Annotated in this window: 18 protein-coding genes; 4 read left to right on the top strand and 14 right to left on the bottom strand. The window is 64.7% G+C overall.

The window, feature by feature from the left end:
- Window position 1: 1 nt before the first annotated feature.
- Complete coding sequence (gene rsmD / locus IVB48_RS25160) at window positions 2–556, top strand: 16S rRNA (guanine(966)-N(2))-methyltransferase RsmD (RefSeq protein WP_247284559.1); 555 nt, start codon at window positions 2–4, stop codon at window positions 554–556.
- A 9-nt stretch (window positions 557–565) separates the two neighbouring features.
- On the opposite strand, the gene mutL is transcribed toward rsmD, so the two are convergent.
- Window positions 566–2,377 (bottom strand): DNA mismatch repair endonuclease MutL, encoded by a 1,812-nt coding sequence (gene mutL, locus IVB48_RS25155; protein ID WP_247403934.1) that lies wholly within the window; start codon window positions 2,375–2,377, stop codon window positions 566–568.
- Between the two features lie 234 nt (window positions 2,378–2,611).
- Between mutL and IVB48_RS25150 the strand changes: the two genes are divergently transcribed.
- Entirely contained in the window at window positions 2,612–2,929 is a 318-nt protein-coding gene (locus IVB48_RS25150; RefSeq protein WP_027565409.1) for a ribbon-helix-helix domain-containing protein, read from the top strand.
- 139 nt (window positions 2,930–3,068) lie between these two features.
- Here the strand turns inward: IVB48_RS25150 and IVB48_RS25145 are convergent, their stop codons facing one another.
- The 4 genes from IVB48_RS25145 to IVB48_RS25130 are packed head-to-tail and all read right to left on the bottom strand — an operon-like array spanning window position 3,069 to window position 6,041.
- Window positions 3,069–4,637 (bottom strand): GMC family oxidoreductase, encoded by a 1,569-nt coding sequence (locus IVB48_RS25145; RefSeq protein ID WP_247403932.1) that lies wholly within the window; start codon window positions 4,635–4,637, stop codon window positions 3,069–3,071.
- A gap of 29 nt (window positions 4,638–4,666) precedes the next feature.
- Window positions 4,667–5,215 (bottom strand): gluconate 2-dehydrogenase subunit 3 family protein, encoded by a 549-nt coding sequence (locus tag IVB48_RS25140; protein ID WP_247403929.1) that lies wholly within the window; start codon window positions 5,213–5,215, stop codon window positions 4,667–4,669.
- 46 nt (window positions 5,216–5,261) lie between these two features.
- Window positions 5,262–5,657 (bottom strand): VOC family protein, encoded by a 396-nt coding sequence (locus IVB48_RS25135; RefSeq protein ID WP_247403926.1) that lies wholly within the window; start codon window positions 5,655–5,657, stop codon window positions 5,262–5,264.
- Complete coding sequence (locus IVB48_RS25130; RefSeq protein ID WP_247357955.1) at window positions 5,658–6,041, bottom strand: c-type cytochrome; 384 nt, start codon at window positions 6,039–6,041, stop codon at window positions 5,658–5,660.
- A 305-nt stretch (window positions 6,042–6,346) separates the two neighbouring features.
- On the opposite strand from IVB48_RS25130, the gene IVB48_RS25125 reads away from it, so the two are divergent.
- The gene (locus IVB48_RS25125; protein WP_247284547.1) at window positions 6,347–6,655 is read left to right on the top strand and encodes a hypothetical protein; all 309 of its coding nucleotides are present in this window, start codon (window positions 6,347–6,349) and stop codon (window positions 6,653–6,655) included.
- 62 nt (window positions 6,656–6,717) lie between these two features.
- On the opposite strand, the gene arfB is transcribed toward IVB48_RS25125, so the two are convergent.
- The 7 genes from arfB to IVB48_RS25090 form a co-directional block, all read right to left on the bottom strand.
- On the bottom strand, window positions 6,718–7,134 hold the full coding sequence (gene arfB / locus IVB48_RS25120) for an alternative ribosome rescue aminoacyl-tRNA hydrolase ArfB (protein WP_018453479.1): 417 nt from the start codon (window positions 7,132–7,134) through the stop codon (window positions 6,718–6,720).
- A gap of 114 nt (window positions 7,135–7,248) precedes the next feature.
- Window positions 7,249–8,616, bottom strand: a complete 1,368-nt coding sequence (locus IVB48_RS25115; protein WP_247403924.1) for a pitrilysin family protein — start codon at window positions 8,614–8,616, stop codon at window positions 7,249–7,251.
- A complete protein-coding gene (locus IVB48_RS25110; protein ID WP_247403920.1) occupies window positions 8,613–10,004 on the bottom strand; it encodes a pitrilysin family protein in 1,392 nt (463 codons plus the stop codon). The genes IVB48_RS25115 and IVB48_RS25110 overlap by 4 nt, the downstream gene beginning before the upstream one ends.
- 201 nt (window positions 10,005–10,205) lie before the next feature.
- Window positions 10,206–10,931 (bottom strand): hypothetical protein, encoded by a 726-nt coding sequence (locus IVB48_RS25105; RefSeq protein WP_027565401.1) that lies wholly within the window; start codon window positions 10,929–10,931, stop codon window positions 10,206–10,208.
- A 97-nt stretch (window positions 10,932–11,028) separates the two neighbouring features.
- Window positions 11,029–11,523 (bottom strand): signal peptidase II, encoded by a 495-nt coding sequence (gene lspA / locus IVB48_RS25100; protein ID WP_247320846.1) that lies wholly within the window; start codon window positions 11,521–11,523, stop codon window positions 11,029–11,031.
- Window positions 11,524–11,680: 157 nt separating this feature from the next.
- Window positions 11,681–14,689 (bottom strand): isoleucine--tRNA ligase, encoded by a 3,009-nt coding sequence (gene ileS / locus IVB48_RS25095; RefSeq protein WP_247403918.1) that lies wholly within the window; start codon window positions 14,687–14,689, stop codon window positions 11,681–11,683.
- Between the two features lie 202 nt (window positions 14,690–14,891).
- Entirely contained in the window at window positions 14,892–15,863 is a 972-nt protein-coding gene (locus tag IVB48_RS25090) for a bifunctional riboflavin kinase/FAD synthetase (protein WP_247357959.1), read from the bottom strand.
- A gap of 230 nt (window positions 15,864–16,093) precedes the next feature.
- On the opposite strand from IVB48_RS25090, the gene IVB48_RS25085 reads away from it, so the two are divergent.
- The gene (locus IVB48_RS25085) at window positions 16,094–16,489 is read left to right on the top strand and encodes a response regulator (RefSeq protein WP_007596883.1); all 396 of its coding nucleotides are present in this window, start codon (window positions 16,094–16,096) and stop codon (window positions 16,487–16,489) included.
- Window positions 16,490–16,609: 120 nt separating this feature from the next.
- Here the strand turns inward: IVB48_RS25085 and IVB48_RS25080 are convergent, their stop codons facing one another.
- Window positions 16,610–17,464 carry a TIGR01459 family HAD-type hydrolase gene (locus IVB48_RS25080; RefSeq protein ID WP_027565397.1) on the bottom strand — a complete coding sequence of 285 codons (855 nt, stop codon included), beginning with the start codon at window positions 17,462–17,464 and terminating at the stop codon, window positions 16,610–16,612.
- A 15-nt stretch (window positions 17,465–17,479) separates the two neighbouring features.
- Window positions 17,480–18,958 (bottom strand): EAL domain-containing protein, encoded by a 1,479-nt coding sequence (locus IVB48_RS25075; RefSeq protein ID WP_247403915.1) that lies wholly within the window; start codon window positions 18,956–18,958, stop codon window positions 17,480–17,482.
- Window positions 18,959–19,091 lie beyond the last annotated feature (133 nt).

The raw sequence follows: 19,091 nt of genomic DNA, 5'->3' as shown, positions 1-19,091 counted from the left end.
GTTGCGCGTCGTCGGCGGTCGCTTGAAGGGGCGCAATCTGGCCTCACCGTCCTCGCGCGACATCCGCCCCACGGCGGACCGCCTGCGCGAGTCCGTGTTCAACATCCTCGTGCACGCCTATGACGATCCGATTGCGGATGCGCGCGTGCTCGATCTCTTCGCCGGCACCGGCGCGCTCGGCATCGAAGCGTCGTCACGCGGCGCGAAATTCGTGCTGTTCGTCGACAACGGCGCGGAAGCGCGCGCCCTGCTGCGGAATAATGTCGAGACGCTGGGCTTGGGTGGCGTGACAAAAGTCTATCGCCGCGATGCGACCGATCTTGGTCCTGCGCATCCGGTCGAGCCGTTCTCGCTGGTGTTTCTCGATCCGCCCTATGGCAAAGGGTTTGCGGAGAAGGCGCTTGCGAGCTTGCGCGACGGCGGCTGGCTGACGCCGGGCGCGCTGCTCGTCGTGGAAGAGGCAAAGGTTGCGCAGTTCGTCACGCCGGAGGGCTTCGAGGAATTGGAGCGGCGCGCTTATGACGACACGGAGTTCGTGTTTTTGAAGCGGCCGTAATTTCGAACGTTACCTCCGCCCGAACAGCTTCTCGACATCCGACAGCTTCAGCTCGACATAGGTCGGGCGGCCGTGATTGCACTGGCCGGAGTTCGGCGTGTCCTCCATCTCGCGGAGCAGGGCGTTCATCTCCTCCGGCCGCAGCCTTCGGCCGGCGCGCACCGAGCCGTGGCAGGCCATGGTGGCGGCGACGTGCATCAGGCGGCGCTCCAGAGGCAGCGCCTCGTCCCACTCAGCCATGTGCTCGGAAAGATCGCGCAAGAGCCCGCCGGCGTTGGTCTTGCCGAGCAGCGACGGCGTCTCGCGCACCGCCACCGCGCCGGGGCCGAAGGATTCGATTGCAAGGCCGAACGACGCCAGCTCCTCGCTGCGCTCGAGCAGGCGCTCCACCGTGGCCTCATCCATCTCGACGATTTCCGGGATCAGCAGGATCTGCCGCTGCACGCCGTTCTCCGCCAGCGAGGCCTTCAGCCGCTCGTAGACGATGCGTTCATGCGCGGCGTGCTGGTCGACGATGATTAAGCCATCGCGGGTCTGCGAGACGATATAGGTCTCGTGGATCTGGGTGCGCGCAGCGCCGAGCGGGCGGTCGACCAGATCACTGACCGGCTGGGATTCGATCCGCACGTCCGCGCTGGGTGCGCCGACGTCGAACGCCGCTTGGGCGCGTTCGGTAAATGCCGGCACGGCGGAGCCGTCGAATGACGGCATCGGCGCGACCGGGGCGGATGGCGACGCCCGCCAGTCCCAGCTTGCCGGGCGCGGCGTGAATGCGGGGCGGAACGACGACAGCGCACTTTCGCCGCTATTGGCCGCCGTACGCCGGCCCTCCCGTGCAAGCCCTTCCTTCAATCCGTGCACGATCAGCGCGCGGACGAGGCCGGCGTTGCGAAACCGCACCTCGGTCTTGGCCGGATGCACGTTGGCGTCGACCTCGCGCGGATCGAGCGTGACGAACAGCGCCAGTACCGGATGGCGGTCGCGCGGCAGATAGTCGGCATAGGCCCCGCGCACTGCCCCTAGGATCAGCTTGTCGCGCACCGGGCGGCCGTTGACGAAGAGATATTGCCCGAGCGCGTTGGCTTTGGTCAGCGCCGGCGCTGCGGCATAGCCAGCGACCACCACGCCCTCGCGCTCGGCATGGACCTCGATGGCATGGCTGCGGAACTCTGCCCCCAGAATGTCGCCGAGACGGGTCAGGCGACCGGCGACGCCGGGCAGCGCCGCAGCCCAGGTCACCGGCGCGCGCTCTTCGCCCGCGAGCGTGAAGGCGATTTCGGGCCGCGCCATCGCGAGGCGCCGCACCACCTCACGGATCGCTTCCGCCTCGGTCCGGTCGGTCTTCAAGAACTTCAGCCGCGCCGGCGTCGCGTAGAAGAGGTCATTGACCTCCACGCGCGTGCCGTGGGCCAGCGCCGCCGGCATGATCTCGGATTTCTCGCCGCCCTCGACATTGAGCGCCCAGGCGTGCGGCTCGCTGGCGTGCCGCGTGGTGATGGCGAGCCGCGCCACGGAGCCGATCGAGGGCAGTGCTTCGCCGCGGAATCCGAGCGTGCGGATCTGCAGCAAGTCCTCGTCGTCGAGCTTGGAGGTGGCGTGACGCTCGACCGCCAGTGACAGGTCCTTGGCGGTCATGCCGCCGCCGTCGTCGGTGATGCCGATCCGCCGGCGCCCGCCGCCATCGGTAAAGACGTCGATCCGGCTCGCACCGGCATCGATGGCGTTCTCGACCAGTTCCTTGACCACGCTCGCGGGACGTTCGACCACCTCGCCGGCGGCGATGCGGTTGACGACCTGTTCGGGTAATTGGCGGACGGGCATGAGTTCGATTTCAGATTCGGGACGCTATTCTAGGCCGTGTTGCGTCAAAAGCATGTGTTGGGCAACAGGAACGTGGCGGGCTGGGGAAAAGGGCTGTCTATCGCATTGATGGGATTGGACGTTCGAGAAAATCGCGCAACCGGGATGGATCGATCTCCGGCTGCCGTCCCGATTGTGGGGTACCGGGCTGCGGTGTAGCATCGCGAAAAAACGGCAACAGGACGGGAGGACGCCATGTGCCATCTCTTCGCGCATCAGCCCCAACGCGACTATGAATCCCAGACCCGCTCCTTACGGATCGGTGGGCATTGCACCTCGATCCGTCTGGAAATGGCGTTCTGGGACACGCTGGAGGAGATCGCGGCCAAGGAGAACATGAGCGTCGGCAAATTCCTGACGACGCTCTACAACGAGGTGCTCGACCATCACGGCGAGGTCAACAATTTTGCCTCGTTGCTGCGCTGCTCCTGCCTGATCTATCGCTCCCGGAGCTTGGCGCCGGTACGGGATTTCAAGGTCGCCGTCGCACCCATTCTTGATGCGGCTGAATAGCCCCTCCGTCATTGCGAGGAGCTCTTGCGACGGAAGCAATCCAGACCGTCACCGCGGTGGGATTCTGGATTGCTTCGCGTCGCTCGCAACGGCGGGGAGGGAACGGTGTGCTCCATTCCGAGCCGATGGACGTCGGGCGTCAGATCTCTTTCTTCTGCATTGCGCCGGCAATGTAATCCGCCTGCCGGATCGCCAGCGAAACGATGGTCAGCGTCGGATTGCAGGCTGCGCCGCTGGTGAACTGGCTGCCGTCGGAGACGAACAGGTTCTTGATGTCGTGGCTTTGCCCGAACTTGTTGACCACGCCATCTCTGGGCTTCTCGCTCATCCGGTTGGTACCGAGATTGTGCGTGCTGGGATAGGGCGGTGTCGGATAACTCACGGTGGCTCCGACGGCATCGTAGACCGCAGCGCCCTGCTTGTACGCGTGCGCGCGCATCGCGAGATCGTTGGGATGATCGTCGAAGTGCACGCTTGCGACCGGCTGGCCGAACTTGTCCTTCACGGTCGGATCGAGCGTGATGCGGTTGGTCTCCTGCGCCATGTCCTCGCCGACCAGCCACATGCCGGCCATCCTGGGATAACCGTCGAGCGCTGCGGTGAACGGACGTCCCCAGGCGCCGGGGTTGAGGAACGCCGCCATGAAGGGCAGGCCGATCGACAGTGTCTCCATCTCGTAGCCGCCGACGAAGCCGCGCTTCGGATTATTTGCGGCCTCGTCGCGGATGATGCCGGCCATGGTGGTGCCGCGATACATGTGCACCGATTTCTCGAAGACGGCGTAGACGCTGCCGGTCACGTGGCGCATGTAGTTGCGGCCGACCTGGCCCGATGAGTTGCCGAGGCCGTCGGGAAACATCGTGGATGCGCTGTTCAACAGCAGCCGCGGGCTTTCGATCGAATTGCCGGCCACCGCAACGATGCGGGCCTTCTGGCGCTGCATCGCGCCCGTCTCGTCGGCGTACACCACGCCGGTGACCTTGCCGCCTGCGTCATGCTCGATCTTGACCGCCATGCTCGCGGGACGGACCTCGAGATTGCCGGTCGCCTCGCCTTTGGGTATCTCGGTGTAAAGCGTCGACCATTTCGCGCCGGACTTGCAGCCCTGGAAGCAGAAGCCGATCTGCTGACAGGCGCCGCGGCCGTCGCGTGGCTGGCTGTTGATCGCCATGTTGCCGGTGTGCACAGTCTTGTAACCGAGCTTCTTTGCGCCCGCCTCCATCACTCTGAAGTTATTGTTGCCGGGAAGTCCGGGAATGCCGTTGGTGCGGGTCACCCCCATCTTGTTCTCGGCCTTGGCGTACCACGGCTCCATCTCCGCGAGCGTGACCGGCCAGTCCAGCAGGTTGGCGCCGGGAATGTTGCCGTAGGTGCTCTTCACCTTGAACTCGTGTTCGTCGAAGCGCAGCGACGCGCCCGCCCAATGGGTTGTGGAGCCGCCGACCGCCTTGACGATCCAGGCGGGAAGACCCGAGAAGTCTTTTGCGACGCGCCATGATCCTGATGTGGTGCGCGCATCGGTCCAGGCGAGCTGCGAGAAGCTCTCCCACTCGTCATTGACGAAGTCCTGATTCTCGATGCGGGGACCTGCTTCGAGAATGACGACCTTGACGCCCTTCTGTGCGAGCTCGTTGCCCAGCGTGCCACCGCCGGCACCGGAGCCGACGATCACCACAACACTGGAGTCGTTCAGATCGAATTTTGCCATATGCGTTCTCCTGAACTGTTGGGTGAGCGTTAAGCCTTCGGCAGCCAGTCGATGTCGGCGAAGCCGCGGTTGATGTAACCGCCGTGCTCGGCGGAGGAGCCCTCGTAGCCGAACCGCGGCCAGACCTCCTTCTGGTTGTAGAGAGAGACGATGAGGTCGCCGCGCACCTTCTGGAAGAAGTCGCTCTGCTCGATCTCCTTCAACAGCACCACGCGATCGGCTTCCCAGGGCACTTCAGCGTAAGCCACCTTGTGGCGATCACGCGCATTCTGATCGAGCCGTGTGATGCCGTCGCTGATCAGCGACTTGACGGCGGAATCCTTCGCCGCCTTGCCGTCCCACGGCTTGATCGCGGTGATGTAATAGCTGTCGCCGAGGACGTCGTGCGGATAGATATCGCGTGCGACCCTCAGCAGCGTCTTCATCGTCGCGGGCGAAAGCGCGCTTGTCTCGTCAGCCCATGCGCCCTCGATGCTGACGGCGACGCTGGTCGCGACTGCCGCGACCGGCACGGCGGTCGCGGCGCCTTTGAGAAAGACGCGGCGGCTGTGCTTGCTTCGACGATCGACTTCTCTCATGGCATTCCTCCTTCGATTTTTTGGGATTGGAATTCTTGTGGTTCGATCAGTTGAAACGTCCGCCGCGCTGGATCACCTCGATCTTGTAGCCGTCGGGGTCGCTGACGAAGAAGAAGCGCGCCAACGTTTTGCCGTCGTGCTTGAAGTCGCGCAGCTGACCCGGTGCGAGCTTCTCGCGCTCGAAGCGGGCATGTTCGGCATCGAGATCCTCGACAACCACGGCGAGATGTCCGTAGCCGTCGCCGAGCGCATACGGCTCCTTGCGATCGAAATTGACCGTCAGCTCCAGCTCGAAGGGTGAGGAGGGGTGACGCAGATAGATCAGGGCAAAGTCTGCGAACTTCAGACGCTCGGTGACTTCCAGGCTAAAGGCCCGTCTGTAGAAGTCGAGTGAGCGCGCCTCGTCGCGTGCGCGGATCATGGAATGGACCGGCTTTGCCATTCAGTTCTGCTCCTTAAGAAAGGCGATGATGGCGGCGCGCGTCTCCGGTTTCGCCTGCCGGTACACCATGACCACGCCGGGAATCACGGCTTGCGGATTGGTCAGCCATGCGTCGAGCTTCGTCTCGTCCCAGGCGAAGGCTGCTTTTGCGAGGGGCTCTGAATAGTGAAAGCCCTCGACCTTGCCGGCGGGCCGCCCGACGATCCCGACCAGCGGCGGACCCTGCCGCACCGGTTCTGACAGGTTCGTGGTGTGGCACACCGCGCATTGCTGCTTGAACAGTGTTGCGCCATCCGGCGGCTTTGCAGCCGGCAAGGGCATCTGCGCCTCGGCCACCCGCACCAGCACCATCGCGGTGCACAATCCCAGCACGATCGCGCGCATCGTCAAAAGTCCGCCCGTCCACGTCAATTCAGCGTGCGCAAACTCTAGGCGCGGCAAAACATGCGGTGGTAGTAGCGGGCTGTTTCGCTGCGTGCGGAGGTGCACGCGGGTGCGTTGTTCCGCGCTGCCGTATATGCGGAAGACAATTCCGCGAAACCGCCGTCAAATCCCTAAACGATCACCACACGAGACAGGTTGCATTGCGGTCGCGCCGTTCGAGCTCGTAACGCGATGGATTGGTTCGGCTCAGGCGGACGGCGCATCAAGCCGCCGAACCGATCATCGCGAAAATCCAGGAGAAATGGATGAAGTTGGTGAAGACCTCCGCAATCGCATGCGCCGTCTCGGCCCTCATTGTGACACCTGTTCTCGCGCAAGGTACGTCGTCTGGCGCCAAGCCTAGCGGCACCGTGCAAAGCAAACCCATGCAAGGCAGCACGATGGGCAGCGGCGACGAGGAGATGAACGCCCAGCCGGGCACGGCGGGCGAGACGACGGGCATGAAGCCGACGAAGGGCACCAGGGGCACGGTTGGCACCACGGGCAGTGCTGCACACAAAGGGACCGCCGACGATTCCGCGCCGGGCGGTGCAGCCACGGGCAAGCGCTACTAGCCAATGGAGTGAGACGGCAGAACTCCGGTCGCCCTGCGGCCGGAGTTCTTTTGCAGTCTCTGCTAGTCGTCGAAACCGCGCCCGCGCTTCGACTTGATGTCGCTGCGGTGTTTCTTGCCCTCGAGCCGGCGCTGCTTGGAGCCAAAGGTCGGCTTTGTCGCGCGCCGCGGCTTCGGCCGGATCATGGCTTCTCCGAGCATCTCCGTAAGACGGTCGATGGCGTCCTGGCGGTTGCGCTCCTGGGTGCGGAAGCGTTGGGCCTGGATCACGATGACGCCGTCCTTGGTCATGCGCTGCCCTGCGAGCCGGGCGAGGCGCAGCGCGGCATCCTCCGGAAGCGTCAGCTTCCGCGTGTCGAAGCGCAATTGCGCCGAGGTCGCCACCTTGTTGACGTTCTGCCCGCCCGGGCCGGAGGCGCGGACGAAGCCGATCTCGATGTCGTCCTCGTCGATGACGAGATCGCGGGATATCCGCAGCATGGTGGCACCATTCGTGATGCCCGGACATATCCCGGACGCCCAAGTTCGGCAATGGCGCCCCGAAATGCAAATGGCCGGGCGAGCCCGGCCATTTCAGGAAGCGTATGGAAGACGTCAGTTCGACTTCGTCGCCGGTGCGGCTGCGGGTTGCGCCGCGGCCTGCGGAGCGCGGCCGACGACGACGGTCAGCAGGCCCTGGCCCCAGAGGCGCTTTGCGGCCGCCTTGGCGTCGTCCATGGTGACCGCATCCACGACGGCGTTGCGCTTCTCGATATAGTCGATCGGCAACTTGTCCTGCTGATATTGCAGCAGCGCCTGCGCGAGCTTCGAGGAGGTGTCGAGCGCCAGCATCTGCGAGCCCTTGAGGTAGGACTTGGCCTCGTCGAGCTCCTTCTGCGTCGGGCCTTCCTCGGCGATCCGGCGCACTTCCTTGTCGATGGCGTCGATGGTGTCACCGGCACGGTCGGCGCGGGTGCCGGTATTGCCGATGAAGACCGCCGAATGCTCCATCCAGAGCAGCGATTCGAACACCGAATAGGCCAGTCCGCGCTTCTCGCGCACCTCGCGATAGAGCCGCGAGGACAACCCGCCGCCGCCGAGGATGTGGTTGACAACATAGGCCGCCATGAAGTTCGGATCGCTGCGCTTCACTCCGGGGCCGCCGAAGGTGATCACGGTCTGGGGCACGTCGAGCGTCACGAAAGCGCGTTGCGGCGGCTTGGCGGCCTCAACGTCGGGGACCGGCACGAGATTGGCCTTGGCGGGCAGGCTGCCAAACGTGTGGTCGAGCAGCTTGCCGAGCGTATCGGCATCCACGTCGCCAACCACTGCAATCTTCAGCGTGTCCTTGGCGAGCACGCGGCCGACATAATCCTTCATGTCGGCGACCGTGATGGTCGGAACGCTGTCGAGGTTGCCGTTGGACTGCCGACCGTAGGGATGATCGCCGAAGGCGAGCTCCAGGAATTTGCGGCTCGCCAGCGAGGTCGGGTTGGTGGTCTCGCGGCGCAGGCCCGAGATCACCTGCGAGCGGATGCGCTCGACATCGGCGGTTTCGAAATGCGGCGAGGTCAGCGCGCTTCGCAGCAGGTCGAAGGCTTCGTCCTTGTTGTCGCGCAGCATGCGCAGGCTGCCGCGGAAGGTGTCGCGGGTGGCGCTGAAGGAGAGCTCGATGGCGCGGCGGTCGAGCCGCTCATGGAAAGTCTTGGAATCGAGATCGCCGGAGCCTTCGTCGAGGAGATCGCCGACCAGATTGGCGACGCCCGACTTGTCCTTGGGATCCTGGGCCGAGCCGCCGGCAAAGGAATATTCCATGGCGATCAGCGGCACAGTCGCATCCTGTACGAACCAGGCCTCGATGCCGCCCGGCGAGGTCAAATGCTGGATCTTTGCCGCCGCCTGCGACGGCGAGACGGTAGCAAGCGCGAGTGCCGCGCCGGTGACGAGGGAGAATGAGACACGTCGAAGGAAGGGATAGGTCACGAACGCTTCTCCTCGCGCTTGGCGGCGCCGGTGTCCTTGATCAGATAGCCCGTCACCGAGCGCTTCTTCTCGAGCCATTTCTGCGCGACGGTGCGGACCTGCTCGGCGGTAACGGCGCGGATGCGATCGGGCCAGCTCCGGATGTCCTCGATCGACAGGCCCGTGGTCAGTGCGCCGCCATACCAGCGCGCCAGCACCGCCTGGTTGTCCTGGGCGTAGATCGCCTCGGCGATGAGCTGGGTCTTGACCCGCTCGAGATCCTCGGCGCGGATCGGGTTCTGCGCGATGTCGGCGATGACGCCGTCGACCACCTGCTCGACCTCGGCGAAGCTGACGCCGGATTTGGGCGAAGCCGAGATCGCGAACTGGGTCGGGTCGAGCGAGATGCTCGAATAGCTGGCGCTCGCGGAGACCGCGAGCGGCTTGTCCACCACCAGCGCACGGTAGAGATAGGAATTGCTGCCGCTGCCCATCAGTTGCGCCAGCACGTCGAGGGCCGCGCTTTCGCCGGCCGCAGCCGTCGTCGCCGAGGGCACCAGGTAATAGCGTCGCAGGCCGGGCTGCTCGACGCGCGGATCGGCCAGCGTCACGGTGCGCGGCGCCGCGGGCTCGGGCTCCTGCGGGCGGACGCGGCGCGCCGGGATCGCGGGTTGAGCCGGGATGGAGCCGAAATTGCGCTCGACCAGCGGGCGGATGTCGGCGGGCTCGACGTCGCCGGCGATCACCAAGATCGCGTTGTTCGGCGCGTAGAAGCGGCGGTAGAAGGCGAGCGCATCCTCGCGATCGAGCTTCTCGATCTCCTGGTGCCAGCCGATCACCGGTCGGCCGTAGGGATGGTTGAGATAAAGCGCGGCCATGATCTGCTCGTTCAGCCGTGCGTCTGGATTGTTGGCGACGCGCATGTTGTATTCTTCGAGCACGACGTCGCGCTCGGGCAACACGTTCTCGTCCTTGAGGATCAGGCCGGTCATACGGTCGGCCTCGAACTCCATCATGGTCGGCAACTGCTCGCGCGGCACGCGCTGGTAGTAGTTGGTGTAGTCGACCGAAGTCGAGGCGTTCTCGTTGCCGCCGACGCGGAGCACGGTCTGGGAGAATTCGCCGACCGGATGCTTCGATGTGCCCTTGAACATCAGGTGCTCGAGGAAGTGCGCGAGCCCGGACTTGCCCGGCGTCTCGTCCGCCGAGCCGACCTTGTACCAGATCATTTCCGTGACGACGGGCGTGCGGTGGTCGGGAATCACCACGACCTGCATGCCGTTTCCGAGCGTGAAGCTGGCGGGCGGAGCCGATGTCACCGTGGTCTGCGCAAGGGATGCGCCGGCCGTGAGGACACTCGTCGAAAGCAGCGCGGCAAGGAGGCGGGCAGCCGATCGGTAAGAGGACATTATGATCCTTATGAAAGGCCGAGCCCGGATGTCCGGCTCGGAGGCACGGCATGGTACACCGTGCGGCAAACGCTTCGCGTCACGAAGCAGAGAACTCAACTCGGGCGCAAGTTACTGATAAGCAATTAAGGACCGCGTCCGGCGCGCACGAGCCGCCGGCGCGGGACCACGTCTGTCGGGATGTCGCAAACGGGCAGGAGGTTATTGTTCCTTGTCCTTGCCGGACATGATGTCGAAATAGGTCCGCCGTGTCTTGTCCTCTCCGGCGCCATAGGCGTAGCTCGGCGACGGCGTCTGGTAGCCCGGCGGCGGCTCGACCAGCGACTGGCGCGGCGGCTCGGTCGTGAATTGCTTGGCCTCGCCTTTGTTGTTCGACATCATGCCCCACAAACCGCCGGTGAAACCGAGCTGGGCCGGGCTGAGCGACGGATTGCCGTTGGTGCCCGGCTGAATAGGATCATTGCTGGTGCGCTCGGGTGCGGCTGTCCTGCCGACCTCCATCTCGGCGGGCGACAACGCCCGGCCTGCCTGCCAGCTCTCGGTGGCCTTGACGGCCTTCTTCCGCTGCGCGATGGCCTCCTTGCGGCGTCTCTCGTCAGGGTCCTTCGGCCAGTTCGGCGCGTTCTTGGCTTCAACGCCGGCGGGCGGCGGCAGGTCGAGCTTGGGCGGCACCACCAGCGGCGACCGCTCGCGGTATTCGATACCCTTCTTCTCCATGCTCTTGGCGCCGATGCCCGACATCAGATTGTCGATGAGCTTCTCTTCGAAGGTCATGTCGTCGTCGTCCTCGCCGTCGTCACCGGCGCGGGCGGCGCCAGCCGACATGACGAGACCGATGCCGAGCGCGACAGCGGACAATTTCAACGCCCGCCAGAACCCCTGCCGGGGGTCTTCAACCATCGAACCGCTGGTCTTCGAGCTGCGCATCACTGTACCTGTTCCAAAATGTGGCAGTTTGCCGCTCTCGCGCGGCATAATCCCTCGCAACAGCAAGGTTCCGCCTGCCGGTCCGTATCGGCCGGGATCAGGGCGCTTTTGCGGCGGGTACCCCCAGGAAGGAATCATACAATAGCGCCGCCACGCCAGCAACGATGGCCACGTCCGCGAGGTTGAACACGTACCAATTATAGGTATTTCCGCCGATATTGATGTGAAACAGCGCGAAATCGACCACCGCGCCATAGGCGAGGCGATCGATCCCATTGCCGATGGCGCCGCCAATGATCAGGCCGAGCGCGATGGTTGCCAGCAGGGTGTGGGAGCGGGCCATCCAGATCGCCAGCGCAACCACCGCGAGGACCTTCACGGCCATCAGCGCCATTTGCGCAGCCTGACCGTCGTTCTGGAGCCAGCCGAAGCTGATGCCGATGTTCCAGGCCAGCACCAGGTCGAAGAACGGGGTCACCTCGACCGCGCCGCGACGGGCGAGGTCGAACACGTTCAGCAGCCAGAGCTTTGAGGCCTGGTCGGCCACGAGCGTGACCAGGGCCGCGAGGATGCCGGCACGGAGCGGGGTCATGGGCAGGCGGCCACAACACGCTCCGTCGTCGTCCTGGCGAAAGCCAGGACCCATACGCCGAGGCGGTCGTTGTTTGAAAGACTTGTGGTCATCAGCCTTCGGCGCAATTGGCGGCGGTGGTTATGGGGCCTGGCTTTCGTCAGGACGACGGTGAGACCTAGATGCTGACCCCCAGCGCCTTCCATTCGCGCAGCGCCTGGGCATCGCGCGGGGTGACGTCGGGGTATTCGGGGTCGTCACCCACCGTCGGCGAAATCTTCCAGGAACGGGCGCATTTGGTGCCGACCGCCTTCTCCACCACGACAGCGACGCCTGGAACGGCATCGAGACGGAATGCGGAAGCCGGCGCCTCGCCCTCGCGCACCTCGTAGTTCGAGGTGATGCAGATCTCGGCGAGGTCGGTGTCGAACAGCGTCGCAAGCATGTCGCGGTCCGCGACATAGATGACCGGTGATGCCTCCAGCGACGAGCCGATGTTCTTGGCGGCGCGTTCGAGCTCCAGCGCACCGGTGACGACGCGGCGGACGTTGCGGATCGCTTCCCACTTCGCGGCGAGCTTGTCGTCGCGCAGGCTTTCGAGGTCGTCGGGAAACTGCGTCAGGTGCACCGAGGGCTCGGCGTCAGGCCTGTACATGCGCCAGGCCTCCTCCGCGGTGAAGCTGAGGATCGGCGCCAGCCATTTCAGGATCGAGCTGCACAACAGGTCGATCGTGGTCAGCGCCGCCTTGCGCGTCGGCGAGGACGGCGGATCGCAATACAGCGTGTCCTTGCGGATGTCGAAATAGAACGCGGAGAGCTCACTGTTCAGGAAGGCGGACAAGGTCGCGACCACGGTCTTGTAGTCGAACTCCTGATAGGCCTTGCGGACGACGGCAGCACGGACCGCGAGCTCGTGCAGCATCAGCCGTTCGAGCTCAGGCATGTCGGCGGGCGCGACTGCGTCGGCCGGCTTGTAGTGATCCAGCGTTCCCAGCATCCAGCGCACAGTGTTGCGCAGTTTGCGATAGGTCTCGATGGTGTTCTTCAGGATCTCCGGGCCGATGCGCTGGTCGTCGGCATAGTCGGTGGCGCAGACCCACAGGCGCAGGATATCCGCGCCCGAATCCTTGATCACCTTCTGAGGCTCGACGGTGTTGCCGATCGACTTCGACATCTTGCGGCCGTTCTCGTCGAGCGTGAAGCCGTGGGTGAGCACGATGTCATATGGCGCGCGGCCGCGCGTGCCGGCGCTTTCCAGCAGCGAGGAATGAAACCAGCCGCGATGCTGGTCGCTGCCTTCCAGGTACATCACGGTGTCGTCGCCGCCATCGACCTTGCGGACGATGTTGCCGAGCTGCGGGAAGTTCTGGCGATCCTCGAGCACGAAAGCATGTGTGGAGCCGGAATCGAACCAGACGTCGCAGATGTCGTCGATCTTCTTCCAGTCTTCCTTCGCGCGCGATCCAAGGAAGCGCTCGCGGGTCCCTTCCATGTACCAGGCGTCAGCGCCTTCCTCCATGAAGGCCTCGGCGATGCGCTGATTGACGATCTCGTCCTGCAGGATCTCGGCCGAGCCGTCGCTCTTCTCGCGCACGAACACGGCGATCGGAACGCCCCAGGCGCGCTGGCGCGAGATCACCCAGTCCGGACGATTGGCGATCATGCCGTTGATGCGGTTCTCACCCGACGGCGGCACCCATTGCGTGACCGAGATCGCCTGCAGCGCGCGGGCCCGCAGCGTATCGCCCTTCCTGGCGTGGCCATTCTCGCTGACATCCTTGTCCATCGCGATGAACCATTGTGGCGTATTGCGGAAGATCACCGGCTTCTTCGAGCGCCATGAATGCGGGTATTGGTGCTTGAGGCGGCCGCGCGCGAGCAGCTTGCCGGCCTCGATCAACGCCTTGATGACGGCCTCATTGGCATCGCCCTTCTCGCCCTTGTCGTTGAGCACGCGCTTGCCGGTGAAGCCGGGGGCCTGCGCAGTATAGGCGCCGTTCTCGTCGACAGTGTAGGGGATCGCGGTCGAGATGCCGCGTTCATCGAGCTCGCGGGTGTTGGCCATCCAGACGTCGAAATCCTCGCGGCCGTGGCTCGGCGCGGTGTGCACGAAGCCGGTGCCGGTATCGTCGGTGACATGCTCGCCGGCGAGCAGCGGCACGATAAACGTGTAACCGCCATCGAGGCCGCGCAAGGGATGGGCACACTCCACGGCGTCCAGCGTGTCGCCGGGAATGTCGCGCACCTTCTCATAGGCCGTGACGCGCGCCTGCTTGAACACCTCTGCGGCAAGCGCATCGGCCAGGATCACGAGATCGCCGGTCTTCGCCCAATTGTCCGCGGCCGCATCCGTGACCTTGTAGAGGCCGTAGGCGATCTTCGGCGAGAACGAGATCGCGCGGTTGCCGGGCAGTGTCCAGGGCGTGGTCGTCCAGATCACGACCGAAGCATTGGCGAGCGCGCCATGTGCCGGAGACGTGACGGGAAACTTCACCCACACCATGTCGGAGATGTAGTCCTCGTACTCGACCTCGGCCTCGGCGAGCGCGGTCTTCTCGACCACGCTCCACATCACCGGCTTGGAGCCGCGATACAGCGTGCCGTTGGCGGCGAACTTCATCAGCTCGCGGGCGATCTGCGCCTCCGCGGGATAGCTCATCGTCTGATAGGGATGATCCCAGTCGCCGATGATGCCGAGGCGCTTGAATTCCTCGCGCTGCACGTTGATCCAGTGTGTCGCATAGGCGCGACATTCCTTGCGGAACGCCACCATCGCGGCGGAGTCGCGGAAGTCGGGCTTCTGCTTGCCCTTGGAGCGGTAGTTCTCTTCCTCGATCTTCCATTCGATCGGCAGGCCGTGGCAGTCCCAGCCGGGCACGTAGTTGGAGTCGAAGCCGAGCATCTGCTGGCTCTTGGTCACGACGTCCTTGAGGATCTTGTTCAGCGCGTGCCCGATATGGATGTTGCCATTGGCGTAGGGTGGGCCGTCATGCAGCACGAATTTGGCGCGGCCCTGGGCTTCCTGGCGCAGTCTGTCGTAAAGGCCGATGTCGTTCCAGTATTTCAGCAGCTCCGGCTCGCGCTGCGGCAGGCCGGCGCGCATCGGGAATTCGGTCTGCGGCAGGAACAGGGTTTTGGAATAGTCTTTGGCTTCGGATTTTTGGGATTTTTGTGGCTTGTCGGACATGAGGCTGACTGGCTCGGAAAGGCGCGGGAACGGATGGCGATGCGGAATCGCGGGTGAAACGACAACATCCCGGTCTTGCGCCGAGCCGAAAGCTCAGGCGGAAGCCGGGCCGCTAATCCCTATGATGCGCCGCGCAAACATGGGCTCTCCATAGCAGGGGGGCGGGGGAAGCGCAAAAGGTTCGGCGGGCCGGTTTCCGACCTCAATCGATGACGCCAAGCCTCGGAAACGCGTCCGGGGCGGCGGCGAGCATGGCGCGGGCGCAGGCGGAATCGTCGTCCATCTGGCGGATCAGGGCCTCCAGGCTGTCGAATTTCAGCTCATCGCGGATGAAGCGGATAAAGGCGCAGTCGAGCGTCTGTCCGTAAAGATCGCCCTTGAAGTCGAACAGGAAGATTTCCAGCAGCGGCGCGCCATTATCAAACGTCGGGCGGCGACCGAAGCTTGCCACCCCGTCCAGCCGCTCCGCGCCGCGGCCGACCCGCACCGCATAGATGCCGTGCTTGAGGCCGCAATTGGCATCGAGACGGATGTTGGCGGTGGGATAACCGAGGTCGCGGCCGCGCTTCTCGCCGTGGATGACCTCGCCGGTGATGAACCAGGGCGCGCCGAGCATGGCCGTGGCCTCGTCGAGTTGGCCTTCGGCGAGCGCGATCCGGATCGCGCTGGACGAGACCGGCCGCTCGTCGATATCGACATGCGGCTGCACGTCGACCTCGATGCCGAGCCGGGGCGCCTCGTTGACGAGGAGGCTCGGCGAGCCGACCCGACCCTTGCCGAAGTGGAAGTCGTAGCCGACTGCGATCCCGCCGATGCCCAGGCGCCCGATCAGGTCATGGTGAATGAAGTCTTGCGCGCTGGTCCCGGCGCGGGACTTGTCGAAGGTCATGACCACGGCGCCGTCAAGTCCGGTGCCGGCCAGAAGCCGCAGCTTGGCCCGCTCGTCGGTCAGGCGGAATTGCGGGGTGTTGGGGCTGAAAAACCGGCGCGGATGCGGCTCGAAGGTCAATGCCAGCGCCGGGCGGCCATGGATCCTGCCCATTTCCATGGCTGCGGCGATCACGGCGCGATGGCCGAGATGAACGCCGTCGAAATTGCCCATCGCGACCACGGCACCCCTTGCAATGGCGGAGTCCGGCGTGGTGTCGCGGATAACGGTAAAATGCGGAGCCATCAGGGGAATTCTCAAACCGGCGGGACCGGCCGGGACCGTGGCGCGACGGGCCGGATGAAGTCAAGCGGGAGGGGGCGGCCGCATCGAAAGCGATTTCAGTCCACCGGGGGCGTTCCCAGTTAACGCGCTGTTTAACGCCTTGGTGCTAGTCCTTGGGCGTGGAACCGCGGGGCTCCGGCCCGGCAGGTCCGATCGTAAATATTTCCTGGGTTTGCGTTGGGGGAGTCGAGATGGCGGTTGATTTGTCGATGTCGGTTCTGGTGGTTGACGACTACAGCACCATGATCCGTATCATCAGGAACCTCCTGAAGCAGCTTGGCTTCGAGAATATCGATGATGCAAGCGACGGTTCGGCAGCGCTGAACAAGATGCGCGGCAAGAAGTACGGGCTCGTGATTTCCGACTGGAACATGGAGCCGATGACGGGTTACGACCTGCTGCGCGAAGTGCGCGCAGATCCGAACCTCGCCACCACGCCCTTCATCATGATCACGGCCGAATCAAAGACCGAGAACGTGATCGCGGCCAAGAAGGCCGGCGTGAACAACTACATCGTCAAGCCGTTCAACGCGGCGACGCTGAAGACCAAGATCGAGGCGGTCTTCCCGGACATGGCAAGCGCGTAAGGCGTGATCGAAGCCATCGGTTGAATTCGGAAGGCCCGGGCGATTGTCCCGGGCTTTCTGCGTCGGGTTCGTCGTTCCGGAATCGATGCCCCATATCAAGCGGGAATGACGATCAACTCGCTACCACTTCAGTTCGCGCATCAGCGCCTTCGGCGGATGACCGAACAATTCCAGCACCGAAGCCGGGTCGAGCTGGTCGAGACCCTCGAACTCCTCGGCATGGATGCCGCGGGTCACGAACAGGCAATCGATGCCGAACTCGCGCGCGCCGGTGAGGTCGGTCCGGACGGAATCGCCGATCGCGAGCACCTTTTTGCGGTCGATCTGGTGGCCCTGGCGTTCGCCGGCGAGCGCCATCGCGCGCTCGTAAATCGGCCGGTGCGGCTTGCCGTAGAAGATCACCTCGCCGCCGAGCTCGCGATAGAGCTCCGCGATCGCACCGGCGCAATAGATCAGGCGGTCGCCCTTTTCCACCACGATGTCGGGGTTGGCGCAGACCAGCGTCAGCTTGCGCTCGCGCGCCTTGAGCATCATGCCGCGATAATCTTCTGCCGTCTCGGTCTCGTCGTCGTAGAGACCGGTGCAGACGATGTAATCCGCCTCCTCCAGCGGCGCGATCACCGCATCGAGGCCGCGGTAGATCGAGTTGTCGCGCTCCGGGCCGAGCCAGAACATCTTGCGGCCGGGATGGTCGGCGACATAGAGCCGCGTCAGGTCGCCTGAAGACACGATCGCATCATAGGTCTCGTCGGCCACGCCAAGCTTGCGCAATTGCCGCTGCACGGAGTCGGCCGGGCGCGGCGCGTTGGTGATCAGGATGACCGTACCGCCGCGGCTGCGATAGGTATGCAGCGCCTCGCAGGCTTCGGGGAAGGATTCGAGGCCGTTATGGACCACGCCCCAGATATCGCTGAGCACGACATCCACGCCCGCCACGAGTTCACGCAGGCTTTCAGCGAAATGCAGCGTGGTCATGATACGTGCGGCCGATCAGATGCGGCGCGCGAGCGCGGCGTTGCCGGTGACGCGCTGTGGCGCAGACGCAGCCGACGTTGCGCTTGAGCTGGGTGTGCCGGAGCCATTGGATCCCTGAGTGTCCTGTGCCTGGTTCGGCGCGGCGGTAGCAGATGGCCCCTCCGGCCGCAATGGCCGGGGCGGCGCGAACAGGAACCCCTGGCCGAACCGCACGTCATAATCGAGCAGGTCGATCACGGCGCGCTCGCCCTCGATCCGCTCGGCGATCAGGTCAATGCCGAAGCGGCCGAGCAGGTCGGAAAGGTCGGAAGGGTGGATGTCCGAGGCCGAAGCCTGCCTGGGGTCGAGCAGCAGCGAAGCCGGCACCTTGATGAAGCGCACGCCGCGATCGGCGAGCTCGCGCGGTTCGATGCGCAAATCGGTGACATGGTCGATCGAGAAACGGAAGCCGCGCTGGGCGAGCGCGGCGAGATTTTCGGTCTCGGCCGGACCGAGATTGCGGAAGGTCGATTGCTTGAATTCCAGCACCAGCGACGGCGCCAGCGCCCGGTTGGCTTCGAGGAAATCGAGGTATTGCGCGAAGGTCGTGGAATTGCCGAGCGTGGAAGCCGCGACGTTGCAGAACACGCCGACCTCCTTGTTGCGTACCATCAGGCGCCGCAGCACCTGGACGCAGCGCAGCATCACCATGTTGTCGATGCGCCCGATCAGGCCGGAGGCCTCCGCGATGCTGATGAACTCCTCCGCCGCGACCAGCTGGTCACGCTCGTCGCGCAGGCGCGTCACCGCCTCGTAGAAGCGGACCTTGCGCTGCGGTAGCGACACCATCGGCTGGAGAAAGATGTCGATGCGGTTCTCGTCGATCGCGTTGCGGAGCGTCGCCAGCAATTGGGTCTGGTTGCGGCCGTTGGAGGTCTGAACCGGATTGGCGGTCTGGGTCTGGATCGCCGGTGCTGCCGGCCGCAACGGCGGCGGCGCGGGAAGCGGGGGAGGAGCAGCCGGCCGCTCCTCCTCAAGCGTGGCCATTAGGTCGAGCGGCGCCTCCGGCTCCTGCCTTGCGACCGGCGTGGGGGCCGGCACCGGCGCGTTGCCGGCCATCAGATCCTCGTGGGCCGACACGGTGGTGGCGAGTTGCCTGACCAGTCCGCCGAGCTCGTTGATCTCGCCGACCACCGACTGGATGCGGTCGGAGTTGGCCGAATTGGAAGAGGCGATGCGTGCTTCGATCGTGGCGAGCCGGCGGCCGAACTCGGCGACCTGACGGGCGAGATCGGCGGTGCCGCGCGAAAGATCGGCGATCTGGCCGCCGACGTCGCTGCGGTCGCGCAGTCGCATCGACACTGCATTGTAGAGGATCAGGAAGGTCAGCGCCGTCAGCGCCACGATCGCGGATTCGGTTCCGCTGATGCCGGCGACCGCATAGAGCACGAGCCCAAGCGAGGCGGCGACCAGAACCATGCAGATGGCGATGAAGATCGTCGAAATACGAATCATGCCGCGCGCTACGCCTCAAGAGCTGACTGCCTGACCGGGAAAACACGGGTGGCGTCTCGATCCCGTCACGCCGCATGCTCCCCCAAGCGGCATGAGCTTAACATCATTGTTGATTCGAGGGGATAGCGGCCCG

It is taken from the genome of Bradyrhizobium sp. 76 (assembly GCF_023073025.1).
Classification (GTDB): Bacteria; Pseudomonadota; Alphaproteobacteria; order Rhizobiales; family Xanthobacteraceae; genus Bradyrhizobium.
Note: the sequence above shows the minus strand (reverse complement) of the source record. Positions and strands in the feature narration are given on the sequence as shown.

Excerpts from the sequence above, each read along its gene's own strand:
- IVB48_RS25085 (WP_007596883.1), top strand. The coding sequence starts at position 16,094 with ATGGCGGTTGATTTGTCGATGTCGGTTCTGGTGGTTGACGACTACAGC.
- IVB48_RS25130 (WP_247357955.1), bottom strand. The coding sequence starts at position 6,041 with ATGCGCGCGATCGTGCTGGGATTGTGCACCGCGATGGTGCTGGTGCGG.
- IVB48_RS25150 (WP_027565409.1), top strand. The coding sequence starts at position 2,612 with ATGTGCCATCTCTTCGCGCATCAGCCCCAACGCGACTATGAATCCCAG.
- ileS (WP_247403918.1), bottom strand. The coding sequence starts at position 14,689 with ATGTCCGACAAGCCACAAAAATCCCAAAAATCCGAAGCCAAAGACTAT.
- IVB48_RS25080 (WP_027565397.1), bottom strand. The coding sequence starts at position 17,464 with ATGACCACGCTGCATTTCGCTGAAAGCCTGCGTGAACTCGTGGCGGGC.
- arfB (WP_018453479.1), bottom strand. The coding sequence starts at position 7,134 with ATGCTGCGGATATCCCGCGATCTCGTCATCGACGAGGACGACATCGAG.
- IVB48_RS25105 (WP_027565401.1), bottom strand. The coding sequence starts at position 10,931 with ATGCGCAGCTCGAAGACCAGCGGTTCGATGGTTGAAGACCCCCGGCAG.
- IVB48_RS25125 (WP_247284547.1), top strand. The coding sequence starts at position 6,347 with ATGAAGTTGGTGAAGACCTCCGCAATCGCATGCGCCGTCTCGGCCCTC.
- IVB48_RS25075 (WP_247403915.1), bottom strand. The coding sequence starts at position 18,958 with ATGATTCGTATTTCGACGATCTTCATCGCCATCTGCATGGTTCTGGTC.
- mutL (WP_247403934.1), bottom strand. The coding sequence starts at position 2,377 with ATGCCCGTCCGCCAATTACCCGAACAGGTCGTCAACCGCATCGCCGCC.
- IVB48_RS25135 (WP_247403926.1), bottom strand. The coding sequence starts at position 5,657 with ATGGCAAAGCCGGTCCATTCCATGATCCGCGCACGCGACGAGGCGCGC.
- IVB48_RS25090 (WP_247357959.1), bottom strand. The coding sequence starts at position 15,863 with ATGGCTCCGCATTTTACCGTTATCCGCGACACCACGCCGGACTCCGCC.
- lspA (WP_247320846.1), bottom strand. The coding sequence starts at position 11,523 with ATGACCCCGCTCCGTGCCGGCATCCTCGCGGCCCTGGTCACGCTCGTG.
- IVB48_RS25145 (WP_247403932.1), bottom strand. The coding sequence starts at position 4,637 with ATGGCAAAATTCGATCTGAACGACTCCAGTGTTGTGGTGATCGTCGGC.
- IVB48_RS25110 (WP_247403920.1), bottom strand. The coding sequence starts at position 10,004 with ATGTCCTCTTACCGATCGGCTGCCCGCCTCCTTGCCGCGCTGCTTTCG.
- IVB48_RS25140 (WP_247403929.1), bottom strand. The coding sequence starts at position 5,215 with ATGAGAGAAGTCGATCGTCGAAGCAAGCACAGCCGCCGCGTCTTTCTC.